Origin of the sequence: Dysgonomonas mossii DSM 22836 (assembly GCF_000213575.1) — a bacterium.
Lineage (GTDB): Bacteria > Bacteroidota > Bacteroidia > Bacteroidales > Dysgonomonadaceae > Dysgonomonas > Dysgonomonas mossii.
The window spans coordinates 265,066-289,277 of the sequence record NZ_GL892006.1 but is presented as its reverse complement, the minus strand read 5'-3'; the positions used below and the strand labels follow the sequence as shown (position 1 = coordinate 289,277).

Annotated in this window: 26 protein-coding genes, 2 tRNA genes and 1 riboswitch; of the genes, 6 read left to right on the top strand and 22 right to left on the bottom strand. The window is 37.0% G+C overall.

Going from position 1 to position 24,212, the window contains the following annotated elements; genetic code table 11:
* Positions 1 to 15 precede the first annotated feature (15 nt).
* The 14 genes from HMPREF9456_RS08140 to HMPREF9456_RS08075 form a co-directional block, all read right to left on the bottom strand.
* On the bottom strand, positions 16 to 714 hold the full coding sequence (locus tag HMPREF9456_RS08140; RefSeq protein ID WP_006843018.1) for an aromatic aminobenezylarsenical efflux permease ArsG family transporter: 699 nt from the start codon (positions 712 to 714) through the stop codon (positions 16 to 18).
* Complete coding sequence (locus HMPREF9456_RS08135) at positions 714 to 1,151, bottom strand: nitrophenyl compound nitroreductase subunit ArsF family protein (protein ID WP_006843017.1); 438 nt, start codon at positions 1,149 to 1,151, stop codon at positions 714 to 716. Before HMPREF9456_RS08135 ends, HMPREF9456_RS08140 begins: the two co-directional genes overlap by 1 nt.
* Before the next feature lie 12 nt (positions 1,152 to 1,163).
* The gene (arsB, locus tag HMPREF9456_RS08130) at positions 1,164 to 2,213 is read right to left on the bottom strand and encodes an ACR3 family arsenite efflux transporter (protein ID WP_006843016.1); all 1,050 of its coding nucleotides are present in this window, start codon (positions 2,211 to 2,213) and stop codon (positions 1,164 to 1,166) included.
* Positions 2,182 to 2,631, bottom strand: a complete 450-nt coding sequence (locus tag HMPREF9456_RS08125; protein ID WP_006843015.1) for an arsenate reductase ArsC — start codon at positions 2,629 to 2,631, stop codon at positions 2,182 to 2,184. The genes arsB and HMPREF9456_RS08125 overlap by 32 nt, the downstream gene beginning before the upstream one ends.
* 67 nt (positions 2,632 to 2,698) lie before the next feature.
* Positions 2,699 to 3,025, bottom strand: a complete 327-nt coding sequence (locus tag HMPREF9456_RS08120; protein WP_006843014.1) for an ArsR/SmtB family transcription factor — start codon at positions 3,023 to 3,025, stop codon at positions 2,699 to 2,701.
* 158 nt (positions 3,026 to 3,183) lie between these two features.
* The gene (locus tag HMPREF9456_RS08115; protein WP_006843013.1) at positions 3,184 to 3,558 is read right to left on the bottom strand and encodes a DUF190 domain-containing protein; all 375 of its coding nucleotides are present in this window, start codon (positions 3,556 to 3,558) and stop codon (positions 3,184 to 3,186) included.
* Between the two features lie 7 nt (positions 3,559 to 3,565).
* Positions 3,566 to 4,816 (bottom strand): voltage-gated chloride channel family protein, encoded by a 1,251-nt coding sequence (locus tag HMPREF9456_RS08110; protein ID WP_006843012.1) that lies wholly within the window; start codon positions 4,814 to 4,816, stop codon positions 3,566 to 3,568.
* Positions 4,817 to 4,915: 99 nt separating this feature from the next.
* Complete coding sequence (eno, locus tag HMPREF9456_RS08105) at positions 4,916 to 6,196, bottom strand: phosphopyruvate hydratase (RefSeq protein WP_006843011.1); 1,281 nt, start codon at positions 6,194 to 6,196, stop codon at positions 4,916 to 4,918.
* A gap of 146 nt (positions 6,197 to 6,342) precedes the next feature.
* A riboswitch (Fluoride riboswitch) is annotated at positions 6,343 to 6,411 on the bottom strand.
* A gap of 44 nt (positions 6,412 to 6,455) precedes the next feature.
* Positions 6,456 to 7,154, bottom strand: coding sequence for a potassium channel family protein (locus HMPREF9456_RS08100; RefSeq protein WP_006843010.1), 699 nt, complete (start codon positions 7,152 to 7,154; stop codon positions 6,456 to 6,458).
* Positions 7,155 to 7,255: 101 nt separating this feature from the next.
* A complete protein-coding gene (locus HMPREF9456_RS08095) occupies positions 7,256 to 8,650 on the bottom strand; it encodes a TrkH family potassium uptake protein (RefSeq protein WP_006843009.1) in 1,395 nt (464 codons plus the stop codon).
* Positions 8,650 to 9,978 carry a Na+/H+ antiporter NhaA gene (nhaA, locus tag HMPREF9456_RS08090; protein ID WP_006843008.1) on the bottom strand — a complete coding sequence of 443 codons (1,329 nt, stop codon included), beginning with the start codon at positions 9,976 to 9,978 and terminating at the stop codon, positions 8,650 to 8,652. The genes HMPREF9456_RS08095 and nhaA overlap by 1 nt, the downstream gene beginning before the upstream one ends.
* Before the next feature lie 303 nt (positions 9,979 to 10,281).
* Entirely contained in the window at positions 10,282 to 10,437 is a 156-nt protein-coding gene (locus tag HMPREF9456_RS17060; protein ID WP_276324763.1) for a conjugal transfer protein TraO, read from the bottom strand.
* 371 nt (positions 10,438 to 10,808) lie between these two features.
* Positions 10,809 to 10,892 (bottom strand) — tRNA-Leu (locus tag HMPREF9456_RS08080).
* 39 nt (positions 10,893 to 10,931) lie between these two features.
* Positions 10,932 to 11,004, bottom strand: a tRNA-Gly gene (locus HMPREF9456_RS08075).
* A 201-nt stretch (positions 11,005 to 11,205) separates the two neighbouring features.
* Here HMPREF9456_RS08075 and HMPREF9456_RS08070 point away from each other — a divergent pair.
* A complete protein-coding gene (locus HMPREF9456_RS08070) occupies positions 11,206 to 11,445 on the top strand; it encodes a hypothetical protein (protein WP_006843007.1) in 240 nt (79 codons plus the stop codon).
* Between the two features lie 50 nt (positions 11,446 to 11,495).
* Here HMPREF9456_RS08070 and hisH read toward each other — a convergent pair whose 3' ends face one another.
* From hisH to HMPREF9456_RS08030, 8 genes are all read right to left on the bottom strand, one after another.
* Positions 11,496 to 12,089 (bottom strand): imidazole glycerol phosphate synthase subunit HisH, encoded by a 594-nt coding sequence (gene hisH / locus HMPREF9456_RS08065; protein ID WP_006843006.1) that lies wholly within the window; start codon positions 12,087 to 12,089, stop codon positions 11,496 to 11,498.
* 51 nt (positions 12,090 to 12,140) lie between these two features.
* Positions 12,141 to 12,665 carry a TlpA family protein disulfide reductase gene (locus HMPREF9456_RS08060; protein WP_006843005.1) on the bottom strand — a complete coding sequence of 175 codons (525 nt, stop codon included), beginning with the start codon at positions 12,663 to 12,665 and terminating at the stop codon, positions 12,141 to 12,143.
* Complete coding sequence (locus HMPREF9456_RS08055) at positions 12,662 to 13,081, bottom strand: VanZ family protein (protein ID WP_006843004.1); 420 nt, start codon at positions 13,079 to 13,081, stop codon at positions 12,662 to 12,664. The genes HMPREF9456_RS08060 and HMPREF9456_RS08055 overlap by 4 nt, the downstream gene beginning before the upstream one ends.
* A gap of 39 nt (positions 13,082 to 13,120) precedes the next feature.
* On the bottom strand, positions 13,121 to 14,953 hold the full coding sequence (locus HMPREF9456_RS08050; RefSeq protein ID WP_006843003.1) for a peptidase U32 family protein: 1,833 nt from the start codon (positions 14,951 to 14,953) through the stop codon (positions 13,121 to 13,123).
* Between the two features lie 133 nt (positions 14,954 to 15,086).
* Entirely contained in the window at positions 15,087 to 16,037 is a 951-nt protein-coding gene (gene metA, locus HMPREF9456_RS08045; RefSeq protein ID WP_006843002.1) for a homoserine O-acetyltransferase MetA, read from the bottom strand.
* A 302-nt stretch (positions 16,038 to 16,339) separates the two neighbouring features.
* Positions 16,340 to 17,212: a Cbp1 family collagen-binding glycoprotein adhesin gene (locus HMPREF9456_RS08040; protein ID WP_006843001.1), complete on the bottom strand. Its 873-nt coding sequence runs from the start codon at positions 17,210 to 17,212 to the stop codon at positions 16,340 to 16,342.
* Positions 17,213 to 17,262: 50 nt separating this feature from the next.
* The gene (rsmI, locus tag HMPREF9456_RS08035) at positions 17,263 to 17,937 is read right to left on the bottom strand and encodes a 16S rRNA (cytidine(1402)-2'-O)-methyltransferase (RefSeq protein WP_006843000.1); all 675 of its coding nucleotides are present in this window, start codon (positions 17,935 to 17,937) and stop codon (positions 17,263 to 17,265) included.
* A 124-nt stretch (positions 17,938 to 18,061) separates the two neighbouring features.
* Positions 18,062 to 18,793, bottom strand: a complete 732-nt coding sequence (locus HMPREF9456_RS08030; RefSeq protein ID WP_006842999.1) for an inorganic diphosphatase — start codon at positions 18,791 to 18,793, stop codon at positions 18,062 to 18,064.
* Positions 18,794 to 19,119: 326 nt separating this feature from the next.
* Here HMPREF9456_RS08030 and HMPREF9456_RS08025 point away from each other — a divergent pair, with 326 nt between their 5' ends.
* The 5 genes from HMPREF9456_RS08025 (at position 19,120) to leuD (ending at position 24,200) form a co-directional block, all read left to right on the top strand.
* Positions 19,120 to 20,610 (top strand): 2-isopropylmalate synthase, encoded by a 1,491-nt coding sequence (locus HMPREF9456_RS08025; protein ID WP_006842998.1) that lies wholly within the window; start codon positions 19,120 to 19,122, stop codon positions 20,608 to 20,610.
* Between the two features lie 26 nt (positions 20,611 to 20,636).
* Complete coding sequence (locus HMPREF9456_RS08020) at positions 20,637 to 21,749, top strand: acyltransferase family protein (protein WP_006842997.1); 1,113 nt, start codon at positions 20,637 to 20,639, stop codon at positions 21,747 to 21,749.
* Positions 21,739 to 22,098, top strand: coding sequence for a hypothetical protein (locus tag HMPREF9456_RS08015; RefSeq protein WP_006842996.1), 360 nt, complete (start codon positions 21,739 to 21,741; stop codon positions 22,096 to 22,098). The genes HMPREF9456_RS08020 and HMPREF9456_RS08015 overlap by 11 nt, the downstream gene beginning before the upstream one ends.
* A gap of 9 nt (positions 22,099 to 22,107) precedes the next feature.
* Positions 22,108 to 23,502: a 3-isopropylmalate dehydratase large subunit gene (gene leuC, locus HMPREF9456_RS08010; protein WP_006842995.1), complete on the top strand. Its 1,395-nt coding sequence runs from the start codon at positions 22,108 to 22,110 to the stop codon at positions 23,500 to 23,502.
* Between the two features lie 107 nt (positions 23,503 to 23,609).
* Complete coding sequence (leuD, locus tag HMPREF9456_RS08005) at positions 23,610 to 24,200, top strand: 3-isopropylmalate dehydratase small subunit (protein WP_006842994.1); 591 nt, start codon at positions 23,610 to 23,612, stop codon at positions 24,198 to 24,200.
* Positions 24,201 to 24,212 lie beyond the last annotated feature (12 nt).

Below are 24,212 nucleotides of genomic sequence, written 5' to 3'. Positions count from 1 at the left end.
AGAAAGGTCTGCGACCTAAATATTAATTACAATATAATATATTCCTACTACGATAAATACCGCCGATACGATACGCCTGAACCAGACTTCAAAACTTTTCATTCGGTTATAGAACTTACCTACATTTGACATACTGTAAGCTATCAGATAAGCAGTAATGAGTACGGGTAATCCTGTTGCAATAGCATATACAGGCGGTAAAATCAATCCCGTTGCACTGCTTATTGTCATAGGAATAAGTACCCCGAAATACAACACTCCGCTATACGGACAGAAAGCTAAAGAAAATAATACTCCCAACAGGAAAGCATTGAGATAGTTGTTTTTCATCTTTTTCTCACTAACTTTCGCTGTAAACTTGTTGAGTAAGGGAATGTTAAACTTGATAACGTCGAGCATTAATATACCTATGATAACCAAAGAAATTCCCAAATACAATCCGCTTATATTCTGCAACATCTTAGCTATATAGAATTTACTGGCTCCAAAATAGAATACCAACCCTAATACCGTATAGCTGAATATACGTCCCAATGTATAAAATATACCATTGAGAAAAACACGCTTTTTATCGGCTATATCTTTACTCAGATAGGCTGTTGCCGTTATATTCATAGCTAATGGGCAGGGACTTATTGCTGTCATAAGCCCCAATACAAAGGCTGTTAGTACAGGGATATCCGAATTGTCTACTATTTGTTGTAAAAACTCCATTAATCAATGTGTTTATTTACTTCGTCCTTGATAAGCTTCGTTAGTATATCAGGCGAATTGACGGCATTGGCAAAAGCCTGTTCGGTCAGATCCGTTGCATTATCAGCTTTCACTATAATTAAAGAACTGAAAGCAATTTCGTACTTTTCTACTAGATCTTTATTTTGAGCTTCGTCAATATTTACTTCTACATATCTGACATTCGGATTGTCCTTGTAGTTATCTGCTATTGTGTTTTTAGTTACATTCTCGATAGCTATACAGGTTTTACAACGTTGCTTGCCATGAAAGTAATATACGTTTACGATGGAAGTCTCAGTCATTGATAGGCATTGTTCCTTTGTATCGGCTTTTACCGCCTGTTTGTTTTCTGTGTTCTTGCTTCCGCATGAAACCAGAAAGGCTGCGAATAGTGCGATAAGAATAGATTTTTTCATTGTGAGATTATTTTAAAGTTGTTTTTCTGTTTTGTAATACTTTTTTCTCAACCAAAAAGCGACATTCACCAATGCAATCAGTACAGGCACTTCGACAAGCGGACCAACTACGCCTGCGAAAGCTTGTCCGCTATGAATGCCGAATACACCGATAGCTACCGCAATAGCGAGTTCAAAGTTGTTTCCTGCTGCGGTAAACGAGATAGAAGCATTTTTATCATAGCTTGCTCCCATTGCCTTACTGACAAAGAAGCTGATAAAGAACATGGCTACGAAGTAAATCAGTAAAGGAATGGCGATGCGTACCACATCCATTGGTATTTGTACGATCAGTTCTCCTTTGAGACTGAACATGAGTACAATGGTAAGTAGTAATGCGATTAATGTAATGGGCGAAATAGCGGGGATAAATTTGTCCCGATACCATTGTTCTCCTTTTACTTTGACAAAAATAAAACGGCTAAGAATACCCATAAGAAAAGGAATACCCAGATAGATAGCGACTGTTTCTGCAATCGTACCAATAGATATATCTACGATAGCACCTTCAAAACCGAAGTAAGGGGGTAATACGGTTATAAACAGCCACGCATAGAAACTGTAAAAAAATACTTGGAAGATGCTGTTCAGAGCTACGAGTCCTGCCCCGTATTCCCTGTTGCCTTCTGCCAGATCATTCCATACAAGCACCATCGCAATACATCGTGCCAAACCGATAAGAATGACACCGACCATATATTCGGGATAGTCCTGCAAAAAGGTAATGGCTAAAATGAACATCAGAACAGGGCTGACAATCCAGTTTAGAAATAACGATGTACCTAATATCTTCACATTGGTAAATACTTTGGGTAACAGCTTATAATCTACTTTTGCCAATGGCGGGTACATCATAAGGATAAGACCGATTGCCAAAGGGATATTTGTTGTTCCGCTCGACATGGAATCTATATGGCCGCTGAAAGAGGGTACAAAATACCCCAATCCCACACCGACAGTCATTGCCAGGAATATCCAAAGAGTTAAGTTCTTATCTAAGAAACTCATTTTTCTTTTGCTCATTGCTCTTTATCTTGTTAATGTATAGTTCGTAAAATGCTTTTTTGATTTCGTCCCTTACCCTGACATACTCGGATTGTATAAATTCGGGTGTTCCAATGGCTTCGGACGGATCATCAAATCCGATGTGCAAACGGGTCTTTACTTTGCCCGAAAATGCGGGGCAGCTTTCATTTGCTCCACCACAAACGGTAATCACATAATCCCACTCATCATTGATGTATCTGTCTATGCTATCGGATGTATGGTGCGAAATATCTATTCCTGCATCGTGCATCACTTCTATTGCTTTGGGGTTTACTTTTCCGCTTGCTTTTGTTCCTGCGGAATAGACCAATAGTTTAGGGTCGAAAGATTGTAGGAAACCATGTGCCATCTGGCTACGGCAGCTATTACCAGTACAAAGGATAAGTATTTTCATATTTTATATTTATTAAAAGTTAATATGTTCGTTATTCGTGGAAATACGAATGTTGTGTATAAATTTTTTACTTCGTATTGCAATTGTCTTCATTACAAATTTCTACAAATAATTCAGAAAACATTTTTTTAGCTTTCTCCCAATTTTCTTCGTTTATACAGTACTTGACTGTCGGCAACGTAATTGTACCCTTGATTAACTCGGCATCTTTTAATTCATTGAGATGCTGTGATAGCGTGCTTTTGGCAATGGGCAATATTTCCGACATATCGCCATGATAGCAACATGATTCGTTTGCCAGCATTTCTAATATAGCGATGCGAATAGGATGCCCCATTGCTTTTGCAAAACGTGCAAGTTGCTCTTGTTGAGCTGTAAGTTCTTTCTTTGACATATCTATTTGTATTTACGTTCGCAAATATACGAATTAATTTGAAATTCGTAAGTTTGCGAACTATTTTTTTTAGTATTAGTTTATTTCAGACTCGAATTTTTTTTGAACTTTTAGTTGTAAATATAAAATTTCTCATTGTTGGATCGAGTCCTAGTATTTTATAATTTTTCCTTTCTATCGGTTTTTTGGAACTTTAAGACAATCTCATTTTTTACAATAAAAACATCTGTATCAGTAAAATGATCTTTATAAGCATCAATAAAGGATTTAATTTTATCTTCTTCATCTGTTAATTCTATACATTGAGGATGTCGGAAAGAGATTGATTCTGTATTTTCAACATGTATTCTTGTTTGATGTGATAAATATCCGGATGTTACAGGAAAGCATATTGCCTGTTTAATACCATCTTTTTTTGCTGCTTTAAGCATATAATGGGCAAAACCACCATGAAATAATCTTTGCCTGAAAGTTAATCCTTTTATCTTTTCCCCATGCTCGAAGTATACTCGTACTGTTATTATATTATTCATAATTATTCTATTTTATGTGTCGACCTTTTATTTTTCCATAAATAAGATGCTTTGGGCTTCCTACTATCTGAGAAGCATAAATGCCTGTGTGACCAGAGAACATATAGGCTACCACACATGCCAAACCAATGTATATACCACTTTCTGCGCCAAACAATTCAATCCCCATTAGTGTACAAGCAATAGGTGTATTTGTAGCTCCTGAAAACACAGCAACAAAGCCTATTCCTGCTAATAGAGCCATTGGCAGCGGAATAATACAAAATAAGGCACTACCCAATGTAGCTCCAATAAAAAACAAAGGTGTTACTTCCCCACCTTTGAATCCCACACCGATAGTAAAAGTAGTCAACAGTATTTTCAGTAGAAAACTATACCACTCCTGTTGAACAGAAAAAGATTCTACAATCGTTGGTACTCCTAAGCCAATATACTTGGTAGTGCCCAGTAACCATATCGTAACAGCAATAACAATTCCACCAAGAAAAGGTCGCAAAGGGGCATATTTCACTTTATCTTTAGCCTGCTCTGACCAAAAGTGAACCATACGAGAAAACAGCATGGCTGCTAATCCGCAAAGAATACCCACCCCAATTACCAATAAAATGTTTAACACACTTAATGAAGGAACATCCGGAATGCTGTAATGAGTGTGGGCTACACCCCATGTGTGGCAAGTTAGATGAGCAAAAATGGCGGCAAGAAAACTTGGCAATATGGCTTCATACCTCATTCTTCCTACAATAATAACTTCGAGTGCAAAAACAGCTCCAGCCAAAGGGGTACCAAAAACGGAAGCAAAACCAGCACTAATACCAACCATAATCATAATCCTATGGTCGCGTTGCTTTAATTTGAAGATACGGGAAAACTGATCAGCAATAGCCCCTCCCATTTGCACGGCAGTACCTTCACGCCCAGCTGAACCTCCGAATAAATGAGTTATCACTGTTCCGATATATATAAGCGGAGCCATCTTGAGGGGAATAATGTCTTTAGGACTATGTATTTCCTCTATCAGATAATTGTTGCCCTTTACAATACTGCTTCCTAAATAATGATAGATTAATCCTATCACTAATCCAGCGACAGGTAATAGGGCTATAATCCACAAATGGGATTCTCTATAATTGGTTACAAAATCAAGAGAAACCAGTAATAACGCCGACGCTGAACCGATTAACGCTCCTGCGATTAAAGTTATAAATAACCATTTGAGCAGATAAAAGAGTAACGGGATCTGCTCTACATTTAGCATTAATCGTTTGTATGAATTTATTTTGTGCATAAACTGTTGTAATACATAAAGAAAGGTGATTGTCTTAACCACCTTTCAGTATAGAATCTTTACTTGTTTTTAAATGTTTTTAAATGTTTTTAAGCCTGCAAATAATGAGTTTTTACCTAATTCATGTTCAATACGCATGAACTGGTTGAATTTTTCAATACGTTCGCCACGGCAACCACTGCCTGTTTTTATATGACCAGCATTTAATCCGACTGTCAGATCGGCAATGAAAGTATCAACTGTTTCTCCACTTCGGTGCGATATAAAAGTATTATATCCATTCTTATTAGCCAGTTCCATTGTTTCCAATGTTTCAGTAACTGTTCCGATTTGATTAAGCTTGATGAGTATAGAGTTTGCTACTTTTTTGCTAATACCTTCCTGCAATATCTTTTTATTGGTACAAAAAATATCATCGCCAACAAGTTCTATTTTGTCACCTAATTCTTCTGTAAGCATTTGCCATCCAGACCAATCGTTTTCAGCTAAACCATCTTCAAGCAAAACAATAGGATACTGCTTGGTCCAACTTTCCCATAATTTAATCATTTCGTCACTACTTAGAAGTTTTCCTGTACTTTTAAACATTTTGTACTTACCGCTATCCCACATTTCGCTCGTTGCAGGGTCAAGGCAAATGCTTATATCTGTGCCTGATTTGTATCCAGCTTTTTCTATTGCTTCAAGGATTACCTCCACTGCTTCTTCGTTCGATTTCAAATTAGGGGCAAAACCACCTTCGTCCCCAACACCAGTGCTTAATCCTTTTTTATTTAAGACAGATTTCAAAGTGTGAAAAACTTCTTCACCCATACGGATAGACTCCCGAAAAGAAGGGGCATTATGGGGAGCAATCATAAATTCTTGAAAATCCACATTATTGTCAGCATGTTTACCTCCGTTTATAACATTCATACAAGGAACAGGAAGCATGTAAGCATTACTGCCACCTAAGTATTGGTAAAGTGGTGTGTCTTTACTCAATGCTTTAGCTCTTGCATACGCCATTGAAACAGCAAGGATTGCGTTTGCACCCAGCTTCGATTTATTCGGAGTACCATCCAAATCAATCATTAAATAATCTATCTCACGTTGGCTATTAAAACTTTTACCAACAATTTCTTTAGCTATTATAGTATTCACATTTTCAACAGCTTTTAATACTCCTTTACCTCCGTAGCGTTTTTTATCACCATCGCGGAGTTCTGTTGCTTCGCGTTCACCTGTCGATGCTCCACTGGGTACCATTGCCCGTGCTTGTGTTCCATCTTCCAATATTATATTGGCTTCTACTGTTGGATTACCTCTTGAATCGAGTATTTCCAATGCTTCTACTTTTGAAATTTTCATAATTCATATTTTTAGCGATTTATAGAAACTAGTAAAGCCCATGCGGCTATTGCATGAGCAGACATATTCAAGAATTCCTTTTGGGTAGAATATCACTGATAGTAATTAATATAAAAGAAAACCCGCTCATAACCAGTTATTGATTAAGTTAAGCAGGAACTATCAGCTACTTTATTAGCGGTTTATAACAGGGAAGTCCCATTCCCTTAATTTCGAGTAGTGCAAAAATAATAAATATTTTCACAAATAACATCGCCTTCTATTTATTTTTTTTACTCTTGCTAATAAACTGCTTAATATTTTTATTAGATCCATATATAACTAAAATATCATCTTTTTCTAATATCGTATCTGGATTGGGTATACCCTGAACATCGGCTACAACTCTAGTTTTGCCAATAATACTCTGTTTTTCTACATTCTTGACAACGGTCAATACTAAGATATTGTACTCTTTACGAAAGCCAATTTCTTCAATTGTCTTACTGATAAAAATCTCAGGAACTAAGACCTCTACAATACTGTAGTTTTCATTTAATTCGAAAGAATCGACCATCCCCCGAAGTGTAAGCTTCTTAGCCCATCTTTCAGCAGTTTCTTCTTCCGGGCGGACAATCTCATGCACGCCAATTGCCTGTAAAACATTTTCATGCAAAGGATTAAGAGATCTTCCGATAAGTCGTTTCACATTCAGGTTTTTAAACATGGCTGTAGCCATTATATTAGCTCCCTGATCTTCTCCTATACATACAATAACTACATCTGTATTTTTCAAAGGTAATGTTTCTACTGCTACGGCATCTGTCACATTCAAACATGCAACATGCGTTATCTTATCTTTCAGTTCATTTACCCGTTGGAGCTTTGTATCTACTCCGATTACTTCATTACCCTGTGATGCTAACTTCTCAGCAAGTGAAGATCCGAAGACTCCGAGTCCTACAATAATATATTTCATCTTTTCTTTTTTTAAGTAACAGTAAGACTTTAACAATCTATAATTGAATTATAACTACCTATTGTTACTATATTCCCAAAATAACAAATAGGTCTGAGACCTTAATTAATCAATATCTCCTCTGATGGATAAGTATAATTAGACATCCTCACTTGCTTAAAGAAGGCGATAAGTAGAGTAAGTGTACTAACACGGCCTATAAACATCAGTATTATCAGCACCAGTTTACTGGCAGAACTTAATTCGGGAGTTATTCCTAAGCTTAGACCAACCGTACTATATGCCGAAACGGACTCAAAGATAATATCTAATAATCGCAAGCCTTCATCAAAATAAGAAATAAGTATTGATCCTATTGCTAATACGACAATAGAGAGCGTCATGACGGCAAAAGCACGTCGTATTGAAGTCTCAGAGACCTCTCGGCTATACACTTCAATATTCTTTCGCCCTTTGGCTAAACTGATAAAATTGAGAACGGATATCGCAAATGTGCTGGTTTTTATACCTCCTCCCGTAGAAGCAGGAGAAGCACCAATCCACATCAAAATAATTACTATAATCAAAGATGATAAATGCAGTTGATTAAAATCAATTGAGTTGAATCCAGCTGTGCGCGGAGTTGTTGCAGTAAACAATGCTGTGACGAATTTTCCGAATCCCTGATGAGAAGACAGTATATTGTTGTATTCGTTTATAAAAATAAGGATTGTTCCTATAACGATTAAAGAGAATGTTGTTATCAGATTAATTTTACTTCCCAGTTTCATCACCCAGGGTTTGTAAACGTCTTTCTTATGATTAAAAACCTGTAAGAATGTTCTGCGAATTAAATGTTTCAGGTATTTCAACAAGTTAATCACAATAGGAAAACCCAAACCTCCCAAAACGAAAAGAAATATCAGGCTTAATTGGAATCCATAGTTGTCCACATATCCGTTTTCAATGATGCCATGCGGCAATGTGGAAAAGCCTGCATTACAAAAAGCGGATATGGAATGGAATACTGAGAAATAGACCCTGTCACCTAAGCCCGGTATTAGGGAAGAGCTTAAACTAGTGAAAATAAAGAGTGCCCCGACAGCTTCAATGCCAACTGTTATAATCAATATCCGTTTTAACGTCTTAAAGATTTCGTCAATCTTCTCTATGTTAGAGATATTACCCATCGTTAATTGATCCTCATAAGACGAACCTCCCTTAAAGAAGTAGCTGAAATAACTGGCAAAAGTTAGTATGCCCAAACCTCCCGCTTGAATCATAATCATAATGACTGTTTGTCCGAACAGGGTAAAATCTTTACTTGTATCCAGTGCTACCAGACCTGTTACACAAACTGCACTCGTTGTTGTAAAAAGAGCATCGATCAGACTGATACTCCCTGTTGTGGATATCGGTAATAACAGTAAAATGGTTCCGATAAGAATCAGTCCTAAAAAACTAAGAACAAACAATCTTGCCGGATTTAATCCTATATATTTTATTCGGGACAACATTATTTATGCTTTACTGAACGGCTTAACGTTATATATCCTAAGATCCCACCGATAATAGATGCAGCAAAAATACCAATCTTGGCCTGCACCATATATTCGGGATGAGAAAATGCCAGTGATGTGATAAATAAAGACATGGTGAAACCAATAGATGCCAGCAAACCTAAACCAAAAAGGTTACGTACATTCATTCCTTGTGGGAAGGGAGCAACTTTCAGTTTGATCAATAAAAGAGTAAAACCCACAACACCTAGTACTTTACCTAACAGTAATCCCAAAGCGACACCTAAAGCTACATTCGTACTGAATAGTTGTTCAACATCAATATTGAGTGAAACTCCGGCGTTCGCTAAAGCGAATATCGGTATAATAACAAATGTCACTAAAGGATGCATCCGGTGTTCTAAGCGTTGTAACGGAGGGATCGCTTTATTGGTATCTATTTTTATTTCTTCCAACAGATGTAACTGATCGTTTGTCAGTGTCGGTATTTCGTTTTTAGGATCAACCGCCCTAAACTTATTCAGATAGTCTTTTATCCTTTCTACAAATAGATTCTCTCTTATTTTGACATCAGCAGGAATCATAAAGGCGGCAATAACAGAAGCTATCGTTGCATGAACTCCTGATAATAGAAACGAAGTCCACACGCCGAGAATACCAAATATAGCATAAAACAAAATGCTCCGTACTCCCATTTTATTACCAACGAACATGATAAATGCAAAAGCAAAGCCTGTGGCAAGGCTTATGAAAGAGATATCGGATGTATAGAAAAATGCAATAACCAAGACAGCCCCCAGATCATCAACAATAGCCAGTGCTGTAAGAAATACCTTCAGAGATAATGGTATCTTACTTCCCAACAAATACAAAACACCTAAAGCAAAGGCAATATCAGTTGCCATCGGTATCCCCCATCCGTGATGAACTTCTCCTGATGGATTTAGTCCGATATAGATAAGCGCAGGTACCAGCATGCCGCCTATTGCAGCGCCGATAGGCAAAAGGGCTTTCCGTGGATTGGATAATTCTCCTCCTACAATCTCTCTTTTGAGTTCTAAGCCCACAACGAAGAAGAAAACAGCCATCAGCCCGTCATTGATCCAGTGGTGAACGCTATATTCAAAGAATGGAATACCATCAAATATAAATCCTAGCTTATGTTCTAACACATGGAAATAATCTTCCGACCATGGGGAGTTAGCTAAAATCATAGCGATGATAACACTCAGTCCGAGGACTATACCTCCGGCCTTCTCTTGTAATATAAATCGCTGGATGGGTTGAACCACCTTGTCGATAGCTTCTTTCTTTTCTCCTGTCATCTATGTAAACTTTATAATATGTTCTAGACCTTTAAACATAAATCTAAATGAAAGCCAAAAATAAAGATATTTTTTTTACTAGGATGTTTTTTTAACATTTATCGATGTTTGATATAACAGGAATAATGTCAATTTTTATAGAATTATGGTCTTTCATTTTATAATGATATTGAGTTAAGCTTTGAGGACGGAGATATATCTTAAAGATAACATTCTAATAAAATATTTATGCTAAGTCTAGTGTAAAGATGACGATAAGGTTTAAATTCTAGGTTGTCGCAATATTATTAATAAACAATAGCACTATCTAATGGTCGAATCTGGCAGAAAATTGTAGTAATAACCACCTTCAGTACTGAACTGTGCTATTTGTAATTGTTTCTCCCGATAAGGGTAATAGCGTTCCAGAGACTCTGCACCGAACATCCATTTGTTGCTGTTCTTGGTACAAGTCGCTATATTACTTATTTCATTGAAATATCAGAATCCGATGAAGAGCTCAAACATATTGCTAACGAAAAACAAATTATTCGAAACCTAGATGCATATACCATCTTACCTAATGGAAACTATAAAATAGCCGAAGGAGTAGAGGTTTTTATGATGGCGAAACTATTATCACAGTAGAAATGAAAAAATCTTCTTTGTTAAAAATAGTCGCAGATGGTAGAACTAAAGTTCAAACTTCTGAATTTTATAGAATATATCACGTTCAGTCTTTGTTCCTTGTGTGCGAATTTGCGTGAAAGTAGAGTGGAAATAATTGTATTGAAATCCTCTGTATAAAAGGAAAAGCGTGCAATAATGTAAGCTTTACAATTTCTTTAGTGTGCGCACGGCGAGACTCGAACTCGCACATCCTTACGGAAACTACCCCCTCAAAGTAGCGTGTCTACCAATTTCACCACGTGCGCATGCTTTAAAACAAAAAAATGCGACCTTTGTCACATTTGAGCGAAAGACGGGATTCGAACCCGCGACCCCGACCTTGGCAAGGTCGTGCTCTACCAACTGAGCTACTTTCGCAATTGAGACTGCAAATATAGAGGCAATTTTTATTTTTTCAAAATTTATAATGTCTTTTTTCATGCAAATTATGCACGAATCACATCATATCTCTTTTCTGTGTTCCTTTTATGTTGGAAAGCATCTTCCAATCTCTTTTAAGTAATTAACTTTTACATTATCTTAGCCAAATCCGAACCTGAATGAACTAATACAACTATTATGAGCACGCTGAATGGAACCATAAATCAAAAGACAAAGCAAGACGAAATAGTCATGCAGAAGTTGAGAAAGAAAATAATCATAGAAATAATCAGGCGGCGTGCAGCTAGTCCTCATAAGGAGTATGAGTTGACCGAAATGGAAGAATGTGAACTCGTGTGTATGTATATAATGGGGCAAACATCGGTGGATATCAATAAGATATCAGAGTATATAAAGAGAAACTACTATACTCAATAAATTGTAAAGTTAACCTCAAATATATAGTTCCTTTTCATGAGGGGGAAAACCTATTTTATTTGCAAAAAGTTCTTTAATATACTTTCGCCTACGCTACCGCTTTTCTCGGGATGAAACTGCGTTGCATAGAAGTTGTCTTTGTGCATCGCCGCACTGAAGGGATGTATATAATCGGTTACAGCAGCTGTATGTTCGCTAATGGCCACATAATAACTGTGAACAAAATACACAAATTGGTTTTCTAAAGAGATATCAAATAAGTCACTCTTTACATTTGAAATCGTATTCCATCCCATGTGAGGTACTTTATCCTCATGTTTTTGTGGTACAAATCGTTTGACCTCTGTGTCGAATATATTCAGGCAGTCTACATTCCCTTCCTCCGAGTGAGAGCACATAAGTTGCATCCCCAAGCATATACCTAATACAGGCTGCTTTAAGTTGGGAATAAGTTTTTCCAGCCCTGTTTGTTGTAAATGTTGCATCGTAGAACTGGCTTCGCCTACACCGGGGAAAATTACTTTATCAGCTTTCTGTATCAGTTCTTTGTCTCCTGTAACAACAGCTTCGATGCCAAGTCGCTTAAAAGCATGTTCTACCGAGAATATATTACCTGCGTTATATTTAATGATTACTATATTCATTGCTTATAGTCCTAAATAAAAGTCATACGGTTTTATATTGTATATCCGTATTTATTTTGCTAGTAACGAATCTATTAACGATACCATTTCGTTGAACTCCTCCATTTTGAAAAGCCTTGTCAACATCACAATTTTACCATCCTTGTCTATAATAACATTTCTGGTGATGCCCGCTTCCCTTTCTGCATAGGTTGCAAATATATCTGCTTTAGGATCAAGTCCGATAGGGTAGGTGATACCAGTTGCTTTCACAAATTTTAGAACTGTTTCAGCGGGTTCTTCTCTGTCAATTCCAAATAGAGCGAAATTCGGATTGCTTTTATGTTTCTGCCAAATATCTTTTTCTATATGTGGCATTTCTTTTCGGCATACACCACACCAGCTGGCTGTAAATTGTAGCATTACAACTTTCCCTCTGAGAGATGACAGTTTGATTGTCTTGCCCGATGGTAAGCTCATCTCAAAGTCTGGAGCTATATCACCAACTTTTACTTTGTATTGATAGTCAGCGTTTTCTTGCGAGAATATATTTACGGATGTAAATAATACAAATAAAATAATTGAAAGCTTTTTCATATTTCTTGTTCTCTTAGTTCTTTATTTAATAAAAATCGTCTAAACCAAAACGAGAAAGGAAGGGAGGCAATCGCTCCTAAGGCATCAGCCAAAAAATCGTACCAATCTCCAGTCCTTCCGGGAAAGTATTTACTCTGAAGTATCTCAATCAGTCCTCCGTATATAATAGGAACCAATAGCGCAAAAAGGATAAGCTTTAGTATAATTATCTTACCTCGCTTATCATAGATATAATTAAACGAAGCCACTCCGGACAGCCCAAAATACATCAAAAAATGAACAATCTTATCTGTGGGGATAAAAAGACAAAAATCGATCTCGGGAACATCTTTTGGAGCGATAAGGCAACATAAATAAAATATAATAATGGCAACTATTGCCGGTGGCCATGTATACCTGAATATTTTTCTTAACATAGAGTTCCACGTTTATGGGGGCTAAAGATAGATAAAATATTAATTAATGGAGTCATTGAATACCTTCATTTCGCAATTTTTACAATCAAAAAAAAGTCTCAGTCTCGTATTGTTGTACACCAGATAGAAAGGCTCTTTATACGGATGTTTTTCATTGCCTTCTTTAGGACACCAGCCTAATGACTGTTTGATACAATGACGGGTAAACATCAAAGGAACATCATTCTGTACTTGTTTCTCAAAAGCAGGCTGTGTTACTGCAGATTGATGCTGAACATAAAACTGCTTACTCTTCTCATTCATCACATTTCCGAGATATGTAATATTGGAAATAGGAAAGGTATGAGAGGTCTGTTTATGAGGGATAATCTCTTGACGATATTTAATCTTTCGAACAGACAATAGCTTGTCTATGAGTTGTCTTCTCCACTCCGATAAAACAGAGGCCGGAATAAACCAACTGTTTTGGAAGTCAAAGATTACATCATTGACCCTAAATATTGTATTTCCTGTTTTACTTAGGTTGTTCCGTATATTTTCTGTTTGATCTTTTTGAGCAGGTTGTTTTTCTACTTCAAAGTTGATAGTTACGTGATTATCATCCTCATCCTTAATTTCAAGAGAAAAGCCAAATGCTATTTCTTTTATTATTATTGATGTCTCTATTTTACGTTCGGCAGACTTTTTTGATAATAATTTCTCAAACTCATGATCATAGTTTCTATACACATAAGTTCCCTTTTTTAGTTCGGGAATAGTTGCTGGATATATAGTATCTTCTTCTACACGATTTACATTAATACCTTCGAGTTCTTTTTTGTTGTTAAAAAAACAAAGTCCGTCTCCGTTATGCAACTTTTTGGCACTATTTATCTTGATGTATTTTGTTGTAACTTCACTGATTTTGCCAATCGGTTCACCTACAGATTTTGGTGAGTCTAGCGACCACATATTATTTGTGCGTTCGTGCAGGAAATACTTTGTAAAACCTCTATTAAAACTCTTCTCAAGATTTGGCTCAAATGTATAACTGGATTTTCCCGACGATGATCTTATATATTCCGGGTGTCTTTCTATAATATGATCGAGTTTGGCGCGATAATAAGCCACAACATTCTTTACATACGAAATGTCTTTGAGTCGCCCCTCTATTTTTAAAGAACTCACTCCGGCTTCAAGCAGCTCTTCCAAGTTCTCCGATAAATTGAGATCTTTCATCGATAGAAAATGCTTTTTTGCCATGATCTCTTCTCCTTCGGCATCAGTCAACGTATAAGGTAGGCGACAATATTGTGCGCATGCTCCTTTATTTGCACTTCGTCCCGATAAAGCCTGGCTGAGGTAACACTGCCCACTATAGCATACACACAATGCTCCATGTACAAAAACTTCGAGAGGTGTGGTGACTTGTGCTGCTATATCGTGTATTTCGTCTATTGTCAACTCTCGGGGTAGTACTATTTGTTGAAAACCTGCTTTTTCGAGAAATTTTATTTTGTCAGCCCCTCGGTTATCCATCTGTGTGCTTGCATGTAGGGCTATAGGAGGGAGGTTGAGCATCGTAATGCCCATGTCTTGAATAATCAGAGCATCTACTCGGGCATCATTGTATAGCTGCCATATCAGTGCTTCTGTCTCTCTCAGTTCATTATCATTCAGTATTGTGTTGAGAGCTACATATACCTTCGCATTGTACAAGTGTGCATATTCGGCTAGAGCCTTAATGTCATCGAGTGTATTGCCGGCAGCAGCCCGTGCACTGAACTTTGGCGCACCTATATATACTGCATCCGCACCATGATTGATTGCCTCGATACCACATTCAAGGTTTTTGGCAGGAGCGAGTAATTCTATTTTTCGTATTTTAAGCAAGTGATTGTCTTCTTTTATGTTTCTGAATAAAAAGTAACAAAAGTAACACGTTTTTTACTGTTTTTGAGTGTTACCTTTTTGTTGTGGAAACTTTCTTATATATAGATAAATCTACAAATAGGATCTGACCTTTTTATTTTTCATTCATTAAATCAAGATCTCCCAAATTTTTAATTTGAGTTTTATCGTATGGAGTTTCTTGATAGACGAAGTAGTTAAGCCAATTATTAAACAATAAATTTCCATGTCCCGACCAACGCACTACGGGAGGATTTGCCGGATTGTCGTTTTTGTAATAATTACTTGGAATTTTTATTGGTAATCCTTTCTCTGCATCTCTTATATATTCGTTATTCAAGGTGTAAGGAGCATATTCTGAATGACCTGTCAGATAAAACTCACGTCCTCCGCGCGACATCACGATGCCTACTCCCGAATCGTCAGACTCGGACAGTATTTTAAGTTCGCCACTATTTAGTATCTCATCTCTTCTTACCGTAGTATGGCGACTGTGTGGAATGTAGAATTCATCATCAAAGCCTCTGAATAGTGGAAACTTCTTGTCATGTACTACATGCTTGAATACCCCGAACATTTTTTCAGGAAGAATATATTTATTTATGCCATAAAAGTGATACATGGCTGCTTGAGCCGCCCAGCAAATATAGAGTGTAGATGTAACATGCGTACGTGCCCAGTCGAATATTGCAGATATCTCGGACCAGTATGTTACTTCTTTAAATTCGTAGAGTTCTACCGGGGCTCCTGTAATAATCATCCCGTCGTAGAAATCTTCTTTGATGTCACTAAAACTTTTATAAAACATCTGCAAATGTTCTTCCGATGTATTTTTTGATACATGTGTTTCGAGCATCAAGAAGTCAACTTCTACTTGCAACGGATTGTTCGACAATAATCTGATCAGATCCGTTTCGGTCATAATCTTTATCGGCATGAGATTTAGTATGAGTACTCTCAAAGGGCGGATATCTTGCTCGTCAGCTCTTAACTGACTCATAACAAATATATTCTCTTTTTTTAGAATCTCTATGGCCGGAAGATTATTTGGGATATTTACTGGCATTGTCGCTAAGTATAAGTGATTGATAAAATAAGTTGTTGTTTTGTTATGTTAAACGAAGCAAAACATCCCTTATCAATAGTGATACGAGAAGCTCCGTTATTTTGACATAACAAAGGGATATGCATTTATAATGCAAAGTTACAAAAATAACAGGAATATTTATTTTCTATCAAAATTTAGAGAGTATTTCACTTCTTAGTAATAATATAATAGAAAAAAGTGTTTTAGCTTTTGAATTTAGCTACAAAAAGAAGCGCTATCTTTTATAGATAGCGCTTCTTGATATTATATCGTTGTTATTATCAACCTACTTCGATGATTAAGAATTTAGTTAAACTCCAGAATCTCTTATAGTCTGTAATTTTGATAACTATAGTTCCTTTTGCATCTTTGTCTAAAGTATAACTGTCTTTAGGGTGATCTGACAATAGTTTTGCTTTTTTGTCATAAACAGGAATACTGTGAGTATCACGGATGTCAATCCTTATGAACTTACTCTTCTCGATGCTTTCTTTCAAAATCTTAGGAGAAGCAAGGAATCCGCCCGAAACAATTTTAGCTTCTTTAAGCTCTTTGCTTGTGCCGAACATATAATAAGCAGTATTCAACTCCTTGTCTTGTTCTTTAATCTTAGATGCTTGTTCTGCAGTCTGAGACGATAGCGTTTCTACATTTGAAGTTAATGATTGTACATCTGTTTGCAATAAAGCTATTTGCTCGTCACGTGCTGATAATGATTTTTGAAGTTCCGAAATAGTGTTAGCTCTTTCTACTAGCTCAGAATTCAAACGTTCGATAGTTGCTTTCAAGCCTGACATTTGTCCCGAGTTGCTTTTTAGCCTTTTATTTAGTTTGTCGATATCAGTTTTGTTCTTTTTCAATATTTCATTGATCATTTCAAAATTGTCTTTGATACGTGTTTTTGTATCATTAGACATTTCCCCTTTAGACTTCGATTCGATAGATAGGAATTTTTCAGCTTCTCGGATCTGTCTGAAATTTTCCTCCACATCGTTAATCAAAGTATTCATTTCCTCCAATTCGCTATTACTTTTGCTCGTAACTTGAAGTAGAGAGTCGCGTTGAGCCTGTAAAGCTTTATATTCATCCGAATTTTTTACGTTACACGATGCTAATGCTAATAAGCATAGACATCCAACTACTAATTTTTTCATAAACTAATATTTAAGTTGTTAGATTTCTTTTTCTATTATAGTTTAAAAATTTATTCTTCTTTACCTGCAAGCACTATAACAAATTCTCCTCTGGGTTCGTTCATTGTATAGTGTAATATTAAGTCTTTGAGGCTGCCTCTTAAGACTTCTTCATATCTTTTGGAGATTTCGCGACATGTTGCCACATATCGTTCTTCACCCATATATTCTGCTAATTGTGTTAACGTTTTTAATACCCTATGCGGAGATTCGTATAATACAATAGTCCTTGTTTCTTCGGCCAATACCTTGAAGCGGGTCATTCTCCCTTTTTTCTGAGGTAAAAAACCTTCGAAGCAGAATCTGTCGCAAGGAATACCCGATGCTACAAGAGCCGGAACAAAAGCCGTTGCTCCCGGCAAACACTCTACATCAATACCCGCAGCAATACATTCTCTGACAATCAGAAATCCCGGATCAGAAATTCCCGGAGTACCGGCGTCTGAGACCAGTGCCATATCTTCACCTGCATTTATACGTTCTACAATATGAGCTACAGCCTTGTGTTCATTAAACTTGTGATACGATTGCATCTTGTTTTGTATCTCGAAATGTTTCAACAGAATACCTGTTGTTCGGGTATCCTCAGCCAGTATAAGAGACACTTCTTTTAATAGCCTGACTGCCCTGAAGGTCATATCTTCTAAATTACCTACTGGGGTAGGTATAACATATAATTTCCCCATTTCCTTTCCCACTGTATACAATACATATCGATTCACAAAGATAGAAAAAAAATGAACCGCTAATTAAAAAACGTAAATAATGTCATTTTGTTGTATTATCGGTTCTTTTGTCCCCTTATTTCTTTTATGGTTTTATTAATTTGTATAACTCATCCCATTTTTTATATAAGGCTTTCATCGATGGCAGTACGATGTTTGCACCCGCATCGACTAATATTTTGTCAGGCATCGGACCTGTGTTTATAGCAATAGTAAAGATGCCTGCGGCAACCGCTGCTTCTACTCCTCTAGGTGCATTTTCTACAACAATCGCTTCGTTTGGCTTCAGATGTCCGGCTTTTTCCAACCCCATCAGATAAGGTTCGGGGTGTGGCTTACCATGTTTCACATCAAAGGCTGTTACCATTCGTTCTTTCTTAAATAATCCGGGGAAATTATGCTCCAGTTTATCTATCAGAGTTGGTTGCCCCGATCCTGTTACAACGGCACAGATCAATCCCTCTTCATGGACTTTTTTTACGAAGTCGTAAGCGTATGGAATCAGGCTTCCGTCATTATATTCCGAAAACAGCTCGGTCTTACGCTTATATATTGCATTTACTTCTTTTTCGGTAGCTTCTCTTCCTTTTTCCCTTTTCATCAGGTGGTTTATTGTATGGCTACCCACCATTCCTTCGTATAGGTAGAATTCTTCGGGCGTACTTGGTATATCAAACTCGTCCATTGTTTCTTTCCACGATTTGGCATGCCATTTCATCGAGTCGTACAGAACTCCGTCCATATCGAAAAGGATGGCTTTGAGATCAAATTTAGAATAGTTATGTTTGTTTAGATAGTCGTTAAAAGTGGTGATCATGATTTTATTTAGTAAAATATGTGCAAAGATACGTTTTATCGATTTAATTACCTATAATGTGTAAATGTCATAAAAAAATCAAAAGATGAAACTTTTTATTTGTTTTTCTGAAAAAATAAAATAACTTTGTCAGCCAATAAAGTAAATATTGAATATGAATTTACATAGTATTATTATTAGTTCACTCATTCTGCTCTGGAGAAATTTAGAGTGAGCATTGCTATGTAGTATAAACGATAAAGAAAAAACTAGAGCCTTTCTCACTGTAAAGTAGATGAGAAAGGCTTTTTTTATGTAAAATAATCAGGATTTAATTAAAAACAGTTATGGACAAGTTATTTATTTTTGACACCACATTGAGAGACGGAGAGCAAGTTCCGGGTTGCCAGTTGAACACAATCGAGAAAATTGAAGTAGCCAAAGCCCTCGAAATGCTCGGTGTTGATGTAATCGAAGCTGGTTTTCCTGTTTCCAGTCCTGTAGATTTCAACTCGGTGGTTGAAATATCCAAGGCTGTTACTTGGCCTACAATCTGTGCTCTTACACGTGCTGTGGAAAAAGATATAGAAGTAGCTGCCGAAGCCTTAAAGTATGCCAAGAAAAAACGTATACATACAGGTATTGGAACTTCGGAATATCATATTAAACATAAATTTAATTCGACACAAGACGAAATTATAGAAAGGGCTGCTGCTGCTGTCAAATATGCGAAGCGTTTTGTGGAAGACGTTGAATTTTATGCCGAAGATGCAGGGCGTACCGACAATGCTTATCTTGCACGTGTGGTACAAGCCGTAATTAATGCCGGAGCTACTGTTGTAAACATTCCCGATACTACAGGGTACTGTTTGCCCACAGAGTATGGCGCTAAAATAAAATATCTGATTGACCATGTGGATATGAAGAATGCGATTCTTTCTACACACTGTCATCAAGACTTGGGTATGGCTACGGCAAACTCTATAATGGGAGTACTGAATGGAGCTCGTCAGGTAGAAGTGACGATAAACGGTATAGGTGAGCGTGCAGGAAACACATCTTTGGAAGAGGTTGTTATGGCTATTCATAGTCATAAAGAATTGAAAATAGAGACAAATATCAATACGCAAAAGATATATCCAACCAGTCGTTTGGTTTCTAATCTGATGAATATGCCTGTTCAGCCAAACAAGGCTGTGGTAGGGCGCAATGCCTTTGCTCACTCATCGGGTATTCATCAGGACGGAGTACTGAAACATCTTTCTACTTATGAAATTATCGACCCTAAGGACGTCGGTATTGATGATAACGCCATCGTTTTAACTGCCAGAAGTGGACGTGCCGCATTGAAAAATAGACTAAATTTGCTTGGTATAGAAGTTGATGATGATACATTAGCTGAGTATTATCAACGTTTTCTTGACTTGGCAGATAGGAAGAAAGATATTACCGATGAGGATATTCTAATCTTAGCGGGTAGAGAAACAGATAAAATGCATCGTATCAAGTTGGATTATCTACAGGTGATCTCAGGGCTGGGAATACGCAATGTGGCAAATGTAGGACTTGATATTGCCGGCGAAAAATTTGAAGCCTCGGCTTCCGGCAATGGGCCAGTAGATGCTGCCATAAAAGCGATCAAGCAAATCATACGACGTCAGATGGTTATTGAAGAATTTTTGATTCAGGCAATAAACAGAGGTAGCGATGATATTGGAAAGGTACATATGCAGGTAGAGCATGAAGGAGTAAATTACTACGGCTTTTCTGCAAATACTGATATTGTAACAGCTTCGGCTGAAGCATTTATAAATGCAGTAAACAAATTTGTAAAGTAAAAAAGGCACAGACAAAGTCAAAATAGATGGAACCCAAAAAATACCAATATATAGACAGCTTGAGAGGAATAGCAATTCTTTTGGTTGTGCTTGTTCATGTTGGTATAGTTTTGGATAACATGATCGACTATTTTCCAAAAGATAGTTTGTTGTTGTCGATAATAGGGAATGGAGCATATGGCGTACAGCTATTTCTTATTGTAAGTGCATATACATTGACTATGTCACATTACAACAGACTGGATGAGCCACACAAAAACCGGAATTTCTTTATTCGTCGTTTTTTCAGGATAGCACCTATGTATTATATAGCTATTATTTATTTTACATTAGATAAATATCTGCAATTCAATTTTGTAAACCCTGATTTTTCGGCAATACCAATTCGGTCTATGTTGAGTAACGTTTTCTTTACCAATGCACTTATCCCTGAGCATACCAACAATTATGTACCTGGAGGATGGTCTGTTTCGGTGGAATTTTTGTTTTACTTTATGTTACCGTTTATATGCAGTAAAATAAAAACAGTAAATGCTGCTCTACTATTGTTCCTGTCTACTTTGACATTGGCGTTGATTATTGATCCCTTCATAAAGGCGAATACAATATATCCGTATTTCCATGAATATAACTTCTTTGTTCAACTGCCGGTATTCCCATTAGGGATATTAGCTTATTTCTTTTTGAATAGAGAACAGCATGAAATAAAACCTTTTACATGGGTGTACCTCTTGGGAATGATGATTGTATTTTGTTATATCTCAGTTCCGAAGCATATTTTGTTTAGTCTTGTGTTTGTGTTATTACTCATTATTCAGGCTAGATATAGCTTCAGGCTGTTCTCTAATCGCTTTCTGGCAGAGGTCGGAAAAGTAAGTTTCAGCATGTATCTTTTACATTTTGCCGTTGTGTATCTTTTCAATAGATTTGGTTTTTATCGAATTATAGAGGTTACTGATTTTACAACATCGCTTCTTAATTTTCTATTGATGTATATTGTTGTTGCAGGGGTAGCTTTTGCTATATCCAGTATAACATATCGGATAATTGAAGTGCCGGGGCAAAATTTGGGAAAGAGACTAATAAAAAAATTGTCTTTCGATCCTATTTCTCATACTAAAGCAGTAAATGGAAACTAAAAAATATGAATATATTGACAGCCTTCGCGGAATAGCTATATTGATGGTTATTCTGGTTCATATTCCTTTTGTAAAGGGATTAGTTTCATCATGTTGTAAATATGCTTCTAACGGGTACTTTCGTCGACCAAAGACATTGTCTTATTTAGCTCTGACAATCCTTATCTATTGTTACGTTTCTATAAAATATGACTTTTTAGATAGATCTACAGCATTTTACTTTATATTAGCATATTTGTATATATTCACATCGGGCTATATATGCTCGATCTTTACTCATAAATTTATTGAAGTTCCGGGACAAAACTTGGAACGAGAAATTATTCAAAAGTTGAATCAACAAAAATAAACTTGAAAAATGAAAACTCTATTCGACAAAATCTGGGATGCACATGTGGTGTCATCCGTTGAAAATGGCCCCACTCAATTGTATATAGATCGCCATTTTTGTCATGAGGTTACAAGTCCTCAGGCATTTAATGGACTTAGGGCGAGGGGGCTGAAAGTCTACCGTCCCGAAAAAACAACGATAACGGCCGACCATAATACGCCGACTATCAACCAGGATCAACCTGTAAAAGATCCTATATCCAGAAATCAGTTGGATACGTTGTCTAAAAATGCCCAGGATTTTGGCATTAAATTGTTTTATCCTTTGGGGCATCAAAAAAATGGAGTAGTACACATCATAGGTCCGGAAAACGGATTTACACAACCCGGAATGACTATTGTTTGCGGAGATAGCCATACTTCTACACATGGTGCTTTTGGAGCTATTGCATTTGGTATTGGTACCAGTGAAGTGGAAATGGTTTTGGCTACGCAGTGTATTCTTCAGACACGTCCGAAGACAATGCGTATAACGTTTAACGGAAAATTAGGTGAAGGTGTTTCTGCTAAAGATTTAGCTCTATATATGATCTCTAAGTTGACTACCGGCGGTGCTACCGGCTACTTCGTAGAATATGCGGGTGAGGCTATCCGCAACATGTCTATGGAAGAGCGCATGACACTATGTAACCTAAGTATCGAGATGGGTGCTCGTGGAGGTTTGGTTGCTCCCGATGAGACTACTTTCTCTTATGTGAAAGGTCGTGAATTTGCACCTAAAGGAGAAGAGTGGGATAAGGCATTAGCATACTGGAAAACATTAAAGACTGACGAAGGTGCTAAATTTGATAAAGAATTGACATTCGATGCCGCAGATATTAAACCAATGATTACTTACGGAACTAATCCGGGTATGGGTATGGGTATTGATGAATCGATCCCTACATTGGACGAAATAGATGAGGCGGGACGTATTTCTTTCCAAAAGTCTATGGATTATATGGGCTTCAAACCCGGAGAAAAGGTAGAAGGCAAATCGATAGATTATGTATTCCTTGGTAGTTGTACCAATGGACGTATCGAAGATTTCCGTGTGTTTGCAAACTTTGTAAAAGGAAAGAAAAAGGCTGATAATGTAGTTGCTTGGTTAGTTCCGGGAAGTTGGAAAGTAGAACAACAGATCAAAGACGAAGGATTGTATGATATTCTTAAAGAAGCTGGCTTTGAACTTCGCCAACCGGGTTGTTCGGCATGTCTTGCGATGAACGATGATAAGGTTCCTGCAGGTAAATATGCAGTGTCTACGTCAAATCGTAACTTTGAAGGGCGTCAAGGTCCGGGAGCTCGTACTATTCTTGCCGGTCCGCTTGTGGCTGCTGCCGCTGCTGTGACAGGAAAGATTACAGATCCTAGAAATTTCTGATTTGTTAGACTAACTGAAACAAATGATTCCTTATTAAAATGATTTTTTACATCGATTAGACTGATAAGCAACAATAAAATATTCTTTCATTATACATATAAATAACAATGGAAAAATTTCAAACACTTACATCAACATACGTTCCACTTCCCATTGAGAATGTGGATACAGACCAAATAATACCGGCTCGCTTTTTGAAAGCGACAGATAAAGAAGGTTTTGGTGATAATCTTTTTGCCGATTGGCGTTACAATAAAGATGGAAGTCCCAAAGCTGATTTTGTGCTCAACGATTCTACATATAGCGGACAAATACTTGTTGCCGGAAAAAACTTCGGTAGCGGATCTAGTCGCGAACATGCAGCGTGGGCTGTTGCCGGATATGGATTCAAAGCTGTTGTTTCAAGCTTCTTTGCCGATATTTTTAGAAACAATTCACTAAACAACGGAGTACTTCCTGTTGTGGTTACACCCGAGTTTCTTTCCGAAATATTTGCTTGTGTAAATGCTGATCCAAAAGCTACATTGACAATCAATCTGGAAAAGCAAACCATAACAAACAATGTAACGGGGAAAACAGAAAGCTTTGAAATCAACCCTTACAAGAAAGAATGTCTATTGAAAGGACTTGATGATATTGACTATCTGTTATCTAAAAAAGAATTGACAGAAAAGTACGAAACGGAACGTCCTTTGTAATTTTGTAACAAT